This is a genomic window from Actinoplanes auranticolor (assembly GCF_018332655.1).
Classification (GTDB): Bacteria; Actinomycetota; Actinomycetes; order Mycobacteriales; family Micromonosporaceae; genus Actinoplanes; species Actinoplanes auranticolor.
In genome coordinates, this window is the sequence record NZ_BOQL01000076.1 from 1 (window position 1) to 13,916 (window position 13,916).

At 64.6% G+C, this 13,916-nt stretch carries 16 protein-coding genes; 13 read left to right on the top strand and 3 right to left on the bottom strand.

What is annotated here, in order from left to right:
• Positions 1–371 precede the first annotated feature (371 nt).
• The 3 genes from Aau02nite_RS47975 (at position 372) to Aau02nite_RS40490 (ending at position 4,642) form a co-directional block, all read left to right on the top strand.
• Positions 372–1,565: a DNA cytosine methyltransferase gene (locus Aau02nite_RS47975; protein WP_212993970.1), complete on the top strand. Its 1,194-nt coding sequence runs from the start codon at positions 372–374 to the stop codon at positions 1,563–1,565.
• A gap of 219 nt (positions 1,566–1,784) precedes the next feature.
• Complete coding sequence (locus Aau02nite_RS40485; RefSeq protein WP_212993971.1) at positions 1,785–3,815, top strand: AAA family ATPase; 2,031 nt, start codon at positions 1,785–1,787, stop codon at positions 3,813–3,815.
• The gene (locus tag Aau02nite_RS40490; protein WP_212993972.1) at positions 3,815–4,642 is read left to right on the top strand and encodes an HNH endonuclease; all 828 of its coding nucleotides are present in this window, start codon (positions 3,815–3,817) and stop codon (positions 4,640–4,642) included. The genes Aau02nite_RS40485 and Aau02nite_RS40490 overlap by 1 nt, the downstream gene beginning before the upstream one ends.
• A 209-nt stretch (positions 4,643–4,851) precedes the next feature.
• On the opposite strand, the gene Aau02nite_RS40495 is transcribed toward Aau02nite_RS40490, so the two are convergent.
• Positions 4,852–5,049, bottom strand: coding sequence for a hypothetical protein (locus Aau02nite_RS40495; protein ID WP_212993973.1), 198 nt, complete (start codon positions 5,047–5,049; stop codon positions 4,852–4,854).
• 108 nt (positions 5,050–5,157) lie between these two features.
• On the opposite strand from Aau02nite_RS40495, the gene Aau02nite_RS40500 reads away from it, so the two are divergent.
• On the top strand, positions 5,158–5,406 hold the full coding sequence (locus tag Aau02nite_RS40500; protein ID WP_212993974.1) for a hypothetical protein: 249 nt from the start codon (positions 5,158–5,160) through the stop codon (positions 5,404–5,406).
• Positions 5,407–5,430: 24 nt separating this feature from the next.
• Here the strand turns inward: Aau02nite_RS40500 and Aau02nite_RS40505 are convergent, their stop codons facing one another.
• On the bottom strand, positions 5,431–6,252 hold the full coding sequence (locus Aau02nite_RS40505) for a hypothetical protein (RefSeq protein ID WP_212993975.1): 822 nt from the start codon (positions 6,250–6,252) through the stop codon (positions 5,431–5,433).
• A 14-nt stretch (positions 6,253–6,266) separates the two neighbouring features.
• Positions 6,267–7,487 carry an NsdA family TPR-like regulatory protein gene (locus tag Aau02nite_RS40510; protein ID WP_212993976.1) on the bottom strand — a complete coding sequence of 407 codons (1,221 nt, stop codon included), beginning with the start codon at positions 7,485–7,487 and terminating at the stop codon, positions 6,267–6,269.
• 1,040 nt (positions 7,488–8,527) lie between these two features.
• Between Aau02nite_RS40510 and Aau02nite_RS40515 the strand changes: the two genes are divergently transcribed.
• From Aau02nite_RS40515 to Aau02nite_RS40555, 9 genes are all read left to right on the top strand, one after another.
• Positions 8,528–8,791, top strand: a complete 264-nt coding sequence (locus tag Aau02nite_RS40515; RefSeq protein ID WP_212993977.1) for a DUF6284 family protein — start codon at positions 8,528–8,530, stop codon at positions 8,789–8,791.
• Positions 8,791–9,165, top strand: coding sequence for an RRQRL motif-containing zinc-binding protein (locus tag Aau02nite_RS40520; RefSeq protein WP_212993978.1), 375 nt, complete (start codon positions 8,791–8,793; stop codon positions 9,163–9,165). The genes Aau02nite_RS40515 and Aau02nite_RS40520 overlap by 1 nt, the downstream gene beginning before the upstream one ends.
• A gap of 26 nt (positions 9,166–9,191) precedes the next feature.
• On the top strand, positions 9,192–9,506 hold the full coding sequence (locus Aau02nite_RS40525) for a hypothetical protein (protein ID WP_212994000.1): 315 nt from the start codon (positions 9,192–9,194) through the stop codon (positions 9,504–9,506).
• Positions 9,503–10,336: an ABC transporter permease gene (locus Aau02nite_RS40530; protein WP_212993979.1), complete on the top strand. Its 834-nt coding sequence runs from the start codon at positions 9,503–9,505 to the stop codon at positions 10,334–10,336. Before Aau02nite_RS40525 ends, Aau02nite_RS40530 begins: the two co-directional genes overlap by 4 nt.
• Before the next feature lie 91 nt (positions 10,337–10,427).
• On the top strand, positions 10,428–10,565 hold the full coding sequence (locus tag Aau02nite_RS40535; RefSeq protein ID WP_212993980.1) for a hypothetical protein: 138 nt from the start codon (positions 10,428–10,430) through the stop codon (positions 10,563–10,565).
• Positions 10,565–10,705, top strand: a complete 141-nt coding sequence (locus tag Aau02nite_RS40540) for a hypothetical protein (protein ID WP_212993981.1) — start codon at positions 10,565–10,567, stop codon at positions 10,703–10,705. The genes Aau02nite_RS40535 and Aau02nite_RS40540 overlap by 1 nt, the downstream gene beginning before the upstream one ends.
• Positions 10,706–10,739: 34 nt before the next feature.
• Positions 10,740–11,309: a hypothetical protein gene (locus tag Aau02nite_RS40545; RefSeq protein ID WP_212993982.1), complete on the top strand. Its 570-nt coding sequence runs from the start codon at positions 10,740–10,742 to the stop codon at positions 11,307–11,309.
• A 150-nt stretch (positions 11,310–11,459) separates the two neighbouring features.
• Positions 11,460–11,825, top strand: coding sequence for a hypothetical protein (locus Aau02nite_RS40550; protein ID WP_212993983.1), 366 nt, complete (start codon positions 11,460–11,462; stop codon positions 11,823–11,825).
• Positions 11,825–13,831 carry an ATP-binding protein gene (locus Aau02nite_RS40555; RefSeq protein ID WP_246595816.1) on the top strand — a complete coding sequence of 669 codons (2,007 nt, stop codon included), beginning with the start codon at positions 11,825–11,827 and terminating at the stop codon, positions 13,829–13,831. Before Aau02nite_RS40550 ends, Aau02nite_RS40555 begins: the two co-directional genes overlap by 1 nt.
• Positions 13,832–13,916: the final 85 nt, after the last annotated feature.

Here is a 13,916-nt window from a genome sequence, read left to right on the forward strand (position 1 = left end):
CGCCGACCTTCCGATTTTCAGGCCGCGAGTGCGTTTGTCAGCGGGTACCGTCCTCTGACCGGCGACCCGAGCCACCACAGGTCACGGGATATCTGCGCTATTGCCCGTTGCTGCCTAGATCCATCCGTTGTCAACGCGTGCGTGAGCAATCCGTGAGCAGCGCGACCAGGACGGTTACGCGGCAATCCGACGTCTAGGCGGCGCGTGCGGAGGCTACGGCCTTTCGATGCCAGCCGGCCCAGGGTCCACGGGCCACGCTCTTTGCCGTCGACCGAACCGCGGGACCTGCGAACGTCGTGACCTACACGACCTCGAGTTTTCGAGGCAATCCCTGTACTGTCAACGAATCACCACGCCGTAGGGAGAGCGCAGTGTCGAGCCGGTTTCGCGTAGCAGGTCTATTCGCAGGTATCGGTGGTATCGAGGTCGGCCTCCGACGTGCCTTCGGTGAGAAGCTGGAGACCACCCTTCTCTGTGAGTCATGGGAGCCAGCACGCCAAGTACTCGCGGCTCAATTCCCAGAGTCTGATTTGCACCCTGACGTTGCGACACTGCGTGACCTGCCCAGCGGCCTGGACCTTGTAGCTGCTGGCTTTCCATGTACAGACCTCTCGCAGGCTGGACGGACGGCTGGAATTCGCGGCGTTCAGTCAGGCCTAGTGGCGCACCTCTTCGAAATCATGCAACTACAAAATAAAACCGTGGGACGCGCTCCCTGGTTGCTGATCGAAAATGTGCCGAACATGTTAGCGCTCGATAAGGGCGAAGCCATGGCCTACCTTGTGAAGGAACTCGGCCAGCTCGGCTACCGATGGGCATATCGAGTAGTCGACTCAAGGTTCACGGGTGTGCCCCAAAGACGTCGCCGGGTACTCCTACTCGCATCCAAAACTGAGGACCCGCGGCCGGTTCTTTTTTCTGACGACACCGCTGGCCTCGACGAAGAACAGTTGCACCAAGACGCCTTTGGTTTCTACTGGACCGAGGGTCGTACCGGCCTTGGTTGGGCCAGAGATGCGACTCCTACCTTCAAGGGAGGGTCCTCGGTAGGTATTCCGTCGCCGCCCGCGATCTGGCTTCCCACTGAGCAAGCAGGACGGAAAATAGTTGTGCCTTGCGTCGAGGACGGTGAGGCCCTTCAAGGATTCGAACGAGGGTGGACTCTTCCCGCAGACTTGGGTCGACGCAACGGCCCGCGTTGGAAACTCGTGGGGAATGCCGTCACTACCGGAGTCGCGGAATGGCTAGGGCAGAGTATTAAAGCGCCCGGCGACTTCGACTTGCCTTCAGTGAAGTGGGAGCGGAAGGGCGCATGGCCAACTGCGGCGTGGGGGGATGGAACAGACGTGTGGAAAGTTGAAGCATCCGAGTTCCCTCGCCTCGATCCGTACACCCACTTGACGGAGCTACTTAGTTTGGACAAAGCCCAGCCTCTTTCCTGGCGAGCGAGCAGCGGCTTTTGGAGCCGTCTAAGGGTCAGCAATCTCGGACGCCACCCCGGCTTCCGTGAGGACGTAGCTGAGCACGTCCCGCTTGCTCCCGTTCCCGACCGGAAAACCAAGTAACAGCTCACGCTTCGGACGTCGGTCGGTGAATCGTGGCAACTGCGCTCCGCAGTACCGTCCAAAGACTGGGAGCGAGCGGTCAGATTGTGATCAGGAGCCAGCTGTCTACTACTCGTTCTAGCAGCGCAGAACTGGCGCGAGCCTGAGCCAGCGCAGTTGATTCGACATTGCACCTGGCAGCCGGTGACTTAGTGTGCTCAAGGGCGGTACCCTACGCGGGTGAGTAACTCTGGCGATTTTCGCTCTGCCATCAACGACCTACTGAGCCGCGTCTCACACTCTGCTCAGAGCACGACGAAGTACCGGGATTTCGAGTACCTTCTCGCTACTCAGCTCGGAATAGATCAAGGCGACATCTATACGGCGTACATATCAAAGGCCGGCAACGCCGCGGTGCGGTTCAGCCAATCGGAACGCGCCCGACGCGCTCGGCACCTAATTGCGTTGGTTGATCCTCCGCCTAGCGAGGCCTTCAGTCGCTCGGTCGATGCGTTGCTAAAGGCGTATATTGGCCACGCTGTGGATGACGCCGAGATGCTCATTTTATCTTCGGGGCCTAATGGCTGGTACGTCGACTCATTCGTATATACTGATTCAGTATTGGCGCCACATTTAGGCCCGGTTGCAAACGAATACCCTGGCGTTAAGCGTATTGCGATGCGCAGTTCACGGCAGAAAACCTCCAAGGCGCGCGCAAATCAATTGCGCTTCATTGCGATAGGCCCCGAGGACGAAATTAGGGGCTCATTCCCCTTGGTCGTCCTTCGCCGCGATTCTTGGGATGACTATCACTATAGAACCACCTTCGGCGTCGAGTACTTCGACGCCGAAGGCGGTCGTATCCCGCTCGGCGAGGTAAAGATTCTCCGACGCGGTCAGCGTGATGGGCAGACTCCTATGCCTCCAGGCGAATTTCAATCACTCGGGGTTGAATATTGCTCGCTAGGCCAGAGTTACTCTTACTATGAATCCGTCAAGAGTCTTCGTCCTGAAGTGCAAAGATTCTTTCTACGGGGGCTACGCGACGTAGTATCGAATCCTAAAATCCGCGCATCCTTCGAGGATGAGCCCGGATTCGACACCTCCCTTCGGCGAACCGGGAGGGCGACACGAGCACTACAAGATGCGGTGTCTCTCTTTACCGACAAGAATGCCGCGAGCCTCGCTTCCGGAATGAGATTCGCGTTTCACACTGATGTGGGAGGCGAGCAGTTTCAGATTGACTTCTCGTTCAACCAGTCGGCGGATTTACCTGATCGCATTAATGCGATCATTGGCTACAATGGCACCGGCAAAACACAGCTTCTCTCCAAGATTGCTCTCATCGCCACTGGCGACCTGAATCAAAGGGAGCAGTTAAGCGACTCCGGGATTATCGAGAACTCCGAGTCAGTGCGATTCGGATCCGTTATCGCTGTATCGTATAGTGCGTTCGACACATTCGTAATGCCGGACGCCTTTTGGAATCAGCGCGAGGCCCCCTTGGCGCACGAAAGACTACAACGAAAAGGCGAGGTTTTCGGCTACACATACTGCGGACTAAGGAGACGTGCGGCAAATGACCACCAAGACACTCGTGCTCCTCGTGGCTTGAAGAGCATTGACGAACTGACAGAAGAGTTCTCCAGGGCGCTCGACCTGGCGCGGCAAGACGACAAACGAGCTGTGTTGCTGGAGGCGCTCAAGATTATCGGTACTGAGCCGTCATTTGGCAGGACTGGACTTTCTGATTTCCGCGCGCGAGAGGGAACGGCGTGGCGGCAGTCTTTCGAGAATCTCAGCACGGGCCACAAGATTGTCCTAAACATCGTCACGCAAGTAGTAGGGCATAGCGAGCCCGGATCGCTCGTCCTGCTGGACGAGCCTGAGTCTCACTTACATCCTTCGCTGCTTGCGGCACTTCTTCGTGCCATCAATGTGGTACTTCGTCGGTTGGACTCGTTTGCGATCGTTGCGACACATTCGCCAGTGGTCCTCCAAGAAATACCGAAAAGGTACGTGAAGATACTCCAGAGGTTCGGAACTAAGACGTCCGTGGTTGAGCCTCTTACGGAGACATTCGCGGAGAATGTAGGCTACCTGACCACGAACGTCTTCCACCTCGATAGTACCCATACGGATTACCACGCTGTGCTAGAGATGCTGGCTGCCAAATATCCTCTTGAGGAAATAGAACGCATATTCGATTATGAAATGAGCATGCAGGCTAGAGCTTATGTTCGAAGTCTTCAGAGCCGGAGGCCGGCATAGTGTATGCGATCCCGAAGCCCCGCCGCAGTGCAACCGATGACTACGACGCCGCGCGGAAGCTCCGACGTTCGAAGGTCGTCAAGAGCCGGCTAGAAGCAGTTCGTGAACGGGTGCTTGAGGCGTATGTCGAATATGATAAGAAGCGGGGTTTGCCCTCACTCGTATCAGAACTTAACCTTGATGTAGAAACTGCCGATGCGCTGCTGAAAAACTATAGACTTACCTATGTGGGAAATTCCCTCGATTCGATCCGTGGGGACCTCATGGCCTCCACCCTCCACGGCTTATGCCCGATGTGTGGCAGGGGCGAAGTTTGGACGCTCGACCACTATCTGCCTAAGGAATCTTACCCAGAGTTCAGTTTGTTGCCGATCAATCTTGTACCAGCATGTTGGAGTTGCAATCACTTCAAGGCGAAGCTGACAGAATCATTGGCTGGCGCACGATTTTTCCACACCTATTACGATTCGCTTCCTACAATGCCGATTCTGAAGGCCGCCATCGTCTTCGATCAAGGCAGTTTTGATGCAGTCTTTGACGTTAATCCCGTCCTGCCGGATGAGACTCTCCACAATGCTTCGTTCCAATTCGAGAAGCTACGACTCAGCAGACTCTACAAGTTAGCTAGCAAGGTTGAGTTGGTTGAACGCTATCATGCTGTTGACAACGCGTATGGTAGCGGCGGTGCGGAGGAGGTGGCTTATCTTGCGCGGATGGAAGCCCGGCAGCTCAGAGAATCGTTCGGCGACCACTATTGGAAGGTCGCCCTCTACGAAGGAATCGCGGGAAGCCATGATTTCTGCGATGGCGGCTACAGGCTCCTTTGACGAATTGGCGTCGAGCAGCCCCTGAGTCCACCGTTGGATACTGAGCTGTGATAGCAGCGCCACTCCGATCTCTACCTGGCTTCGAATGAAGCATCAGAGAAAGTTGCATAGCCGGTCGCCCTCGCCCTGAATGGAAGTCGCCGTTCAGGCATGTCTCGCTGGTCCGCTGGCTCACGTGGCCATGGTGTAGGGCGGACGCGAGGCCTAGGTCACGCCGCGGTCTCGGAGAGGTCGGCCAGACTGACGCCGGCCTCACCCAGCAGCCTCTGGACCGCGGCGATGGTCAGCCAGTCAAGGACGCTGTCGTCGTGAATGATGCGGTACCACTGACTCCGCCCCCGCTTGACGATCTCGACGCGCCAGGCACCGTCCGCCGTCTGCATCGCGTACTCGGCTTTAGGCTCCACCCGCCCGACGCCACGTGGGCTCGATCAAGGCTGCCACCAGCCAAAACGAACTACCATGGTGTAGTTGCCTATCTTGATCGAGTCGAACGCACGTTCTAACGTACGGGGATGGGCTACCGCGTCGAGCACCACTTCAACCGCCGGTACGGGGCGAACCGACGAGACGTCGTCCTGCTCCGGACCGAGACCGGCTGGCAAGTCCTCGGCCGCGAGGGCGGTGCTGAGGGTCGCGAGGTGACCCACTACTTCGACGAGCAAGCCGACGCCCGCAGGATGCTGCAACGAATGCTCGACGCCGTGCCGCCGGAGCTGTCGAGCTGGGCGAAGATGTCACCGACGCGCACCGAAACACGCTGAGCTGCACGCGGACGTGACCTGAGGTCAGACAGCCGGTTCCTGCGCAGCCGTCCACATGGCCACGGAAGCATCGTCGTGGCGCTTCGTGCGCGGGAATCGGACGCCGTCGGGGTCGTTGCGCTCGATGCTTCGGACCTGCGCGATGAGACCTGCCGGACCGACCTTGTCTAGTAGGTCAAGGTATTCGGGCCATCCGTGAATCGCCATCTGGTCAACTGGTCGCGTGGCGCCGTCGGAAAAGGCGCTGGCCCGACGTGTGCTGCTGCGGGGATAGCTGGCGGTGCGCGCGTACTGTGCTGCGTTCGGATCGGCTGCGGCCACCCACCAGCCGTTCGCCTGGTTGCGGGTCGCAGTCTGGCGTTTCACGAGCGCGGTGAGCGCTGCGACGTGTTCTGGAGTGCCGAACCGCATGCCAGCCACCGCGTCAGGCTCGGTGCCGCTGATCTCTTCGATGGACAGGTCACAGGTGACTTCTGGCCCAGTGTCCAAGTCGACGACGATCGACACGTCTGACAGTGCAAGTGCGTCCACGCGCGCGGGGCCGATGCGCAGGATGCCTACGGCTGCGCACGGAGTGCCGGGGCTAGTCAGGTCACACGTGTCGCGGTGGAGATCGGCGACGGCCGCAATGCCGGCGGCAAGCCCTTCGGTGAGTGGCCGCTCCGGGATGCCGATGAGAGCGGCCAGGGTGTGTACGCCGAGCTGCTGGGCGTACCAGGCGACGCCGTGGTGGCATCCGCCGAACGGGATGCCGGCGCCGTCGACGACGACGGCGAGGTCGGTGGACGCGACGGCGAAGTCTTCGTTGGGACGTCCGGGTGCGGCATCAGTGGCGAGGGCGAACAACGGCGAGACCTCCGTCACGCGGTGGTGGCGAGCAGGGCATCGAAGTGTGCGACGGCGGGGCGACTCGCCCATGGGCGGAGTTGCCCAGAGAGATGCCGCAGGTCGTTGATGGTACGAGACGACCCAGTCGCCACGGCAATGGCAAGCGATTCCTCGGCGTGCGAGCATGCCACGTCAGGTTCCTTGGCGAGCACGTACGCCTGGGCGAGGCGCGAGAGGTACTGCCCGCGGTCCCGGTGATAGCTCGGTGGAAGGGTCTCCAGCACGGTGGTGAACGCGGACACGGCCTCGTTGGCACGTCCCAGCTCTAGGTGCACTTTGGCGCGGGAGATGTTCAGGTACAGCCCCATGTCGCAGTAGCGCCCGGTGGAGGGATCGCCGTCTTCCGGAACGCCAGCGCCGCCATCGGCCAGCAGCGACTCAGCGATGCCGAGTGCGCGGTCTGCCTCAGAAGCTTCGCGGTGAACGGCATGCCCCACGGCTTCCGTCTGCGCAGCGATGGTGCGGACGCGCGCCGTCTCGGGTGAGTCGCTGCGCAGCGACACCCGTGCCAGCCGTGCGGCAAGGGCACCGTTCCTGGATCCAATGGCCTGGACCGCACGCCGCGTCATCACGAACGCGGCCATGCGTTCGTCCTGACCCGCCTCCGCCCACTCCAGCGCTCGCCGGTACCAAGCCACCGCCCCGGCGGGATCGCCGGAGTCTTGGCTTAGCCAGCCGGCGAACTCCGCATAGCCCGCACCGACGGTGAGCAGGTCGTCCAGCGTTTCGCCGCCGGCATGCTGAGCAAGCCGCTCGATCGAATCTGCGTGCGCCGTGATGACCGGAAGAAGCGCCCGGGGTCCAAGCAGATTGTCGGACGTGTAGTGGTGACGGAGCCCTGCGCGAAGAGAATCCAGCAGTTCAGGGGTGGCCTGCTGAGGACCGTCGAACGCCGGTGGATGCGTGCGCGGGACGACGGTTAACGAGGGTTGTCCACTGGCCGCTTCCGGCTGGCCCGCCAGTTCTTCCATCTTGAGCGCGAAGCGTGCGCGCACTTCGTCGTTGGCCCGCGTCAGGGCAACGTCGAGAAGGTCCTGTGTGCGCAATGCCAGCTCGCCCGTGGGTTGAGCCTCCCATTTGGCGACGCCGCGAGCGGAGACACCCAGATGCGCGGCGAAGTCATCGCAGGACATGCGGAGCGCGAGCCGAAGCGATGCTGCATAACGGCCGTTCCAGGTCGAGACGACGAGCATCGCACCTCCTCCTGAGTAAGGAACTCTGCCCGGAGTGTAACGACAGCCCCCAATGTCCACGGAAGACCGAGTGCGGGTCCGGTGCCGGTTGAGTTCCGGAGCAGTTCATGGCTCATCCAGAGTGGCTGGCGTTGACTGTGAGCAACAACAACACGGGTCAACGACCACGGAAGGGTGGAGCGGGTGAGTCGTCTATCAGGACCGTTTCGGGCCGGGCGCGGCCGGCGGAATCCCGTTCTCGCGGGCCATCCGGCGAATGTAGGCCCCCGTGAAGGGCGAAAGTCGCTCCACCTCAACCGGGGTGACGCCCTCCCGGAGCGCTGCCAGCACTGCGGCGATGGTCTCGTCTCTCGCCTTCTCGTGATCACTGGCCGTCTTTCGATACCGCCTGGTCGCAGCTTCTAGATCTTTCCGAGGGTCGCTCACCCGACGAGGGTAGCGCAACCCTGTTGCGCTCCTACCTGAGTTGCGATAGCTTGTTGCGCAACACAGTATCGTCTTTTGGTCGTGAGAGAGCGGCAAAGCGGCTGTTCACGCTGCGATGCGCGCCACTGGATCGGCCGATGCACGTTCGTTGATGAATTCCACAGAGACATGAAGACGGCGCGGCGAACACCCTGCCCTCAGTCCGCATTGAGCCGCTTGGCGGCCGACCCCCACGAGTGGGATGGGGCGAGCGGATGGAGGGTCGAAAGGGCTGGTACCCGCGCTGTCGGCGACCCCGGGGGGTCGTTTCTAGATGACTTTCTCCCGAGGATTGGCCACAGCGTGACCGCCGACTGCGTCAGGCGTAGTGGCGCTGCGGCGATTCCCGCACCTCCTTTCCCTCGCTTTGTGGAGGTCATTTGCCATGGCTTCGTTTGCCTCGATGATTCGCGTTTCTGCTCGCCAGAGCGCCGTGTGGCGCTCCTGTCGCCGGTGCGACGCGTCCGCTCCACTCGCTCCTGACGCCACTCACTGCAACGCCTGCAGGGCCGAGTTGCGGACCGCCCGTCCGCGCCGCCTGCGGGCTGCCTGAACCTCGAAGGAACTGATCGCTGATGCTGCACAGCCTGGACCTGAACGCCTCCGCTGACGACGGGCCGACGCCCGATGATCTGGCCGCGATCGAGGCGGAACAGCCGCTGATTTCTCGTGAGCTGGAATGGTTGGAAATCGAGATCACCTTGCTGAACGGCTACGACAGAGGCGGCCCGAGCCTGCTGGACTGGCGTCGGCTGCGCCGTGCGGAGGCTCGCGTGATCCGTGAGGCTTTCGCCTACGTTGCGTCCCGCGCCATCGTGGACTCCCGCCGCGCGGCCTGATGGCTCGCGTCCGTACCGCGTTCCACGACCCGGACGGCGCCCGGTATGGCATCCCCACCTACTGGTGGCAGGGCGCCCCGCCCGGATACGCCACCCGCCGGCAGCTACGCGCCCGCGGCCTACGCCCGGCCGGTCAGCCGGTCGCCGCGCAAGTGCTCTGGCGCGGCGTCGGCGGCACCCGAGCGGCGTATCTGTACCGCCTCGACCTGGCCCGGCCGAAGCGCCCCACGACCGCTGCGCAGCTGCGCGCGGTCGCTGCGGCGTTGCTGGCCCGACGGACATGCCCGACCTGCCGCACCGTGCGGCCCTACTACATCCCGCGCTCGCTGGGCGAGTGCCTGCCCTGCTCCGAGCCTGTGAAGGAGACACCGTGAGCATCCGCAAAAGCCGCCGCGCCGTGATGGCCGAGCTGCTGCTGTTGGCCGACCCCACCGCGATTCGCATCCGCCCTGACGGTGAGTCGATGGCCTTCGACTTCGACACGATCGCTGAGCTGCGGTCCTGGCTGCACCTGGCTGGTCTGGACGCGCCGGACCTGCTGACCGGACGGCACGACGGCACCGACGACGACGGCTGGCCCTTCCGATCGATGTACGCCTACCCGACCTGGCACGGCTGGAAGATCTACGCCCGCGCCTTCGAGCACACCGACACCGCCGCACCGCTCGACCCGCACACCGCTGACCAGCTCGCCGCCCTGGCGGTGACGCCGTGACCGCCCCGACCCTGGCACCCAGCGCCTATCCGCCCGATCTGGCCGAGCTGATCCCGCAGGCTCGCGACCTGGCCGCCGAGCTGGGCGAGATCCCGTCGCAGAACCGCCTCAAGAAGACGCTCAAGGTGGGCACGCCGAAGGCCCGCGCCGTGCTCGCCGCCCTCACCGCACCACCGGCGGGCGAGCCCACGACGAACCCGGTCGACACCGAACCGGACACACCGCCCACGCCGGTAGACCCGGTTCCCGACACCGAGACCACCCCGACCCCCGAACCGCTGCCGGAGGCCATGCCGGACGTGGCGTCGCCGCAGCTCGCTCCCGTCACAGACCCGGAACCGCCCGCAACGCCCACCGATCCCGCTGCGCTGCCCGCCGACGCCGTGCCGGAGGACGTGAAAGCGCGGCGGCCGGTGGTGTGGCCGGTACTGATCCTGTGCCTGCCGGCCTTCGTCGCGATCTGGGCCGGGTGGGTCGAGATGGGCAGGCTCACCGGGTTCGGCAAGGTCGCCCTGCTGCCCGGCATCGCTGACTCCGTGGTGCTCGATACCGCGATCACGTTGCCGATCGGCGTGGAGACCTACGCCGCGTACGCGCTGTGGGCGTGGCTGTCCGGCCGCGCACCGCAGCAGGCACGCCGGTTCGCCAAGTGCTCCGCGATCGCCTCCCTCGCCGTCGGTGCGCTCGGGCAGATCGCCTATCACCTGATGGCCGCCGCCGGCTGGTCCACGGCGCCGTGGCTGATTACCGCGGTCGTGGCGTGCATCCCGGTGGCCGTGCTCGGCATGGGCGCCGCGCTCGCGCACCTGATGCACAGCGGCCGCAACTAGTTCCGCCCGGCGGCACGGCTCCAAGCCTGCAAGCAAGCGCCGTGCCGCCGGTCTCCCATCAGTCCCGTAAGACCTCGAAGAGAGGCTCAGTATGTCCCAACAGCAGCTCGACACCCAGCGCGCCGAGGTCATCGACCGCAACCGCACGCAGCGCCTCGCGACGCAGGCCGAGGCTCAGCGGCTGGCCGACGCCCGCCGCGCCGCCCAGGCCGCACGGCAGGCCGCGTGATGACCGCCGCCAAGTCCTTCACCCCGCCGCCGGCCAGCCTGCCGCCGGTATCCCTGGCCCAGCGCCTGGCCGCGCGGGAGAAAGCCCGCCGTGACCTGCACGCCGAGGCCGCCAAGCGCCTCGCCGCGCGGGCCGCCTGACCCGTCCGCCCGCCCGATCCCTCAGGAGGGATGCATGGCAGCCAGCACCTCGTACACCGCGACCCGCCCGCAGCTGTGGCGGATCCTCAACTACACCCGCGATGTCACCACCATCGGCAAGCCGTGCCGCGTCGCCACGGTGTTCAACTCCCAGGACGGTACGACCACCGACGACCTGGCCGAACTCGAAGACCAAGGATGGGCCACCTACCTGCTGCCCAGCGAACTGGGTGACATCGAGTTTCGGTGGGCTGACACCTACGCCCGCTCTCCACTGATTCTGCTGGCCGCCACCATGGCGCTGACCCCGGCCGCGGTCATCAAGCTCAACCACCCGTTCAACCGGGTGCTACGCCACCTGCAACCGCACTACAACCGGCCGCACGCCACGACCCAGGTCAGGGAGGTCCGCCGAGCGTGCGAGGTCGATGACCACACGCTGACCGAACTGGCCGCCGCCGAGCTGATCCAGTCGCTCGACGGCCTGCTGGAGCTGGCCGAGTTCCGCAAGCTGCCGGCACGGCTGCCGCTGCGACTGACCCCGAAGGCCCGGACGTACATGCGCGTCGGCGTCATCGAGGTCAGTTGGGGCCACTACATCTGACCCACCTGATCAGACCCCTGCCCGCACGTCTCATCTACAGCGCCATTCTGCTTCGCCCCGCTCCTGCTGCCTGCCGTGGCCGCGGGGATCACGGCCCGCCGGTGTTCGTCCCGGCGGGCCGTTTCTGACCCCCTTGTGAAAGGACCTGTGATGGCTCGCCGCCTCATGCCCGACGTCGACATCAAGGACGACGAAGACCTGCTGAACCTGCTCGAAGGCATCCGGAACCTCGGTATCGCCGGTCACGACGAGATCGACGAGTTGGCCGGGCTGATCCGGATGAAGATCGAACGCTACGGCCGCCGCAGCGGCCTGTCCCGGATGCGCGCGAAGTTCTGGGGCCGGCAGGTCGCCCGGCCGCTGGTCCGCTCGGCGGATGAGTTCCTGGCCGTGGCTGCGTATGCCCGGGTGTGCCGCAATCGGTTCGAGGCGTTCCTGATCGCCCTGGACGACGAGAAGCCCGGCGCTACGGACTTCACCGTCAAGGGCCGCGACAACAACCGGCGGGCCGCCTGATGGCCGCCCAGACCCGCCGCCGTGTCGGCGGTATGGACGCCGCCCGCGGCGCCAAGTACGAGGTCAAGGGCAACCCGCTGCCGTACGTGGTGCCACCTGTGGCCGCGCTGGTGAACCTGATCCTGTCGGGGGTCCTGTCGCTGATCTGGGGTGCCTACGCCCAGCCCACCCCGTGGGAGACCGCCTGGCGCTCCGCGGTGATCCTGGGCTGCTCGGCGGCGATCATCTGGTGCACCTGGGGCGTGGGCCGGGCCCGGAAGACCGAGTTGCGGGTGGCGTCGATGGCGATGTCCGCCGGCAGCTGTGTTGGCCTGTTCGTGCTGACCTTCCGCGGCTGGACCCGCGACTCGGTGCTGGTTTACCTGTTCGTCATGATCACCGCCTCGATCATGCTCGCCACGACCAAGATGCTGCGCGGTCAGGGCGACGACGCCCGGACCGGGCTGTTCGGTGAGCTGGGCGAGCGGGTCAAGGAGCTGCAGGACATCGGCAAGACCGGCAAGCCCAAGCTGATCGACGGCCGGATTGTCACTCACACCGAGATGCTGCCCGGCGGTGACTTCAACAGCCTGGCCAAGCCGGAGGTCCGTACCGGGATCGCCTCCGCGTTGGACGTGCCGGTCGGCGGGGTGCGGATGATCCGCGACCGCAACACCCCGCGGACCGGGCGCATGGAGATCTCCCCGGTCGACATGCTCGAAAACCCGCCCGTCTGGCCCGGCCTGTCCGCTCCGGGTGGCTCGATTGCCGCGCCGCTGCGGATCGCGGTGTATCAGACCGGATCGGTGGTGCCGCTGATCCTGCCCGGCGACGAGAACGCCGGCCGCAACGCGATCGGTGTGCTGATCCTGCTCGGCCAGTCCGGCTCCGGTAAGACCGCGCTGCAGCTCGAACTGGCCTGCGAGGCCCGCTCACGTCGGGACGCGGAGGTGGTCTACATCGACGGCCGCAAGGGGTTGCAGCTGCCCAAGGCGTTCCGCGACGCGATGCACGTCATGATCCACGACGCGGGCGAGGGTGAGCGTTACCTGGACAGCCTGATTCCGGACGTGGCGAAGCGGGCGGCGCAGATCGGCGGTCACGGCCACGATCAGTGGACCGCCGGCTGCGGCAAGTGCCCGCGCTTCAAGGTCGTCATCGTCGACGAAGCGTCGAAGTTCATTGAGTCCGAGGACACCATGGTGGAGCTGGCCGAGTCGGTGCGTTCGGCCGGGATCTTCCTGCTGCTGGGTCAGCAGCGCGCCACCGGTGACCGGCTGCCGACCTCGGTGCGCTCCACGATCGGCGGGGTGCTCTGCATGGGTGTCCGCGACGTGGGCGAGGCCGCGCGGGTGCTGTCGGAGGAGACCATCGAGGCCGGCGCGGACCCGTCGTGGAAGAACCGCAAGCCCGGCGCCCTGTACGCCGAGCTGCCCGGCACCGACCCCGACGATTGGTCCCTGCCCGGCCGTACCTACAAGATCGACCGGGATGAGGTCGTGGCCGAGCTGGTGGCTTACCTCGCGAGCATCGGTGAGGCACCGCAGGGTTCCGCCGTGGCTGCGCGGCCGGTCGAAGCCGCTGCGGCGGCACCGGCCCGCGACGAGGACGATGACCCGGACGCTGACAACGACGTCGAGTGCGCGCCGCCGCCGGTCGATCCGGACTGCCCGCCGGATGAGGACCCGCACGAGCCGATCACTGTCCCGCGGCGGACGCGGGTGCCGCTGGATCTCGACCCGGAGAACGGTCGGCAGTTCACCCCGGCCGAGATCCGCGCCATGATCCGCAAAGCGATCCTGACCGCTTACGGCAACAACGTCCGCACGGTCCGGCCGTCGAACTTCGCGCCGATCGTCGGCGTCGTCGGCGAGGAAGGCCTCAAGCCGCCCACGCTGACGAAGATCCTGCGCGAGTTCTGCCAGGGGCCGGAGCCGCTGCTGCGTCGCTCCGACGACAAGGGTGTGTACGAGATCGTTCCGCCCGAGCCCGACGGTCAGCCCGCCCTCGTAGGGGCTGCCGCATGACCGGCTCGGTTCTCGCCGCGGGGGTCCGCCGGGCCGCCGGGTGGCGGCCCGGCGGCCGGGACGGCGCTCGGGTAGTCAAGATCCG

Bases quoted from the DNA above. Each gene is read 5' to 3' on its own strand.
- Aau02nite_RS40500 (WP_212993974.1), top strand. From the start codon at position 5,158: ATGGGCTACCGCGTCGAGCACCACTTCAACCGCCGGTACGGGGCGAAC.
- Aau02nite_RS40510 (WP_212993976.1), bottom strand. From the start codon at position 7,487: ATGCTCGTCGTCTCGACCTGGAACGGCCGTTATGCAGCATCGCTTCGG.
- Aau02nite_RS40515 (WP_212993977.1), top strand. From the start codon at position 8,528: ATGCTGCACAGCCTGGACCTGAACGCCTCCGCTGACGACGGGCCGACG.
- Aau02nite_RS40520 (WP_212993978.1), top strand. From the start codon at position 8,791: ATGGCTCGCGTCCGTACCGCGTTCCACGACCCGGACGGCGCCCGGTAT.
- Aau02nite_RS40525 (WP_212994000.1), top strand. From the start codon at position 9,192: ATGGCCGAGCTGCTGCTGTTGGCCGACCCCACCGCGATTCGCATCCGC.
- Aau02nite_RS40535 (WP_212993980.1), top strand. From the start codon at position 10,428: ATGTCCCAACAGCAGCTCGACACCCAGCGCGCCGAGGTCATCGACCGC.
- Aau02nite_RS40540 (WP_212993981.1), top strand. From the start codon at position 10,565: ATGACCGCCGCCAAGTCCTTCACCCCGCCGCCGGCCAGCCTGCCGCCG.
- Aau02nite_RS40545 (WP_212993982.1), top strand. From the start codon at position 10,740: ATGGCAGCCAGCACCTCGTACACCGCGACCCGCCCGCAGCTGTGGCGG.
- Aau02nite_RS40550 (WP_212993983.1), top strand. From the start codon at position 11,460: ATGGCTCGCCGCCTCATGCCCGACGTCGACATCAAGGACGACGAAGAC.
- Aau02nite_RS40555 (WP_246595816.1), top strand. From the start codon at position 11,825: ATGGCCGCCCAGACCCGCCGCCGTGTCGGCGGTATGGACGCCGCCCGC.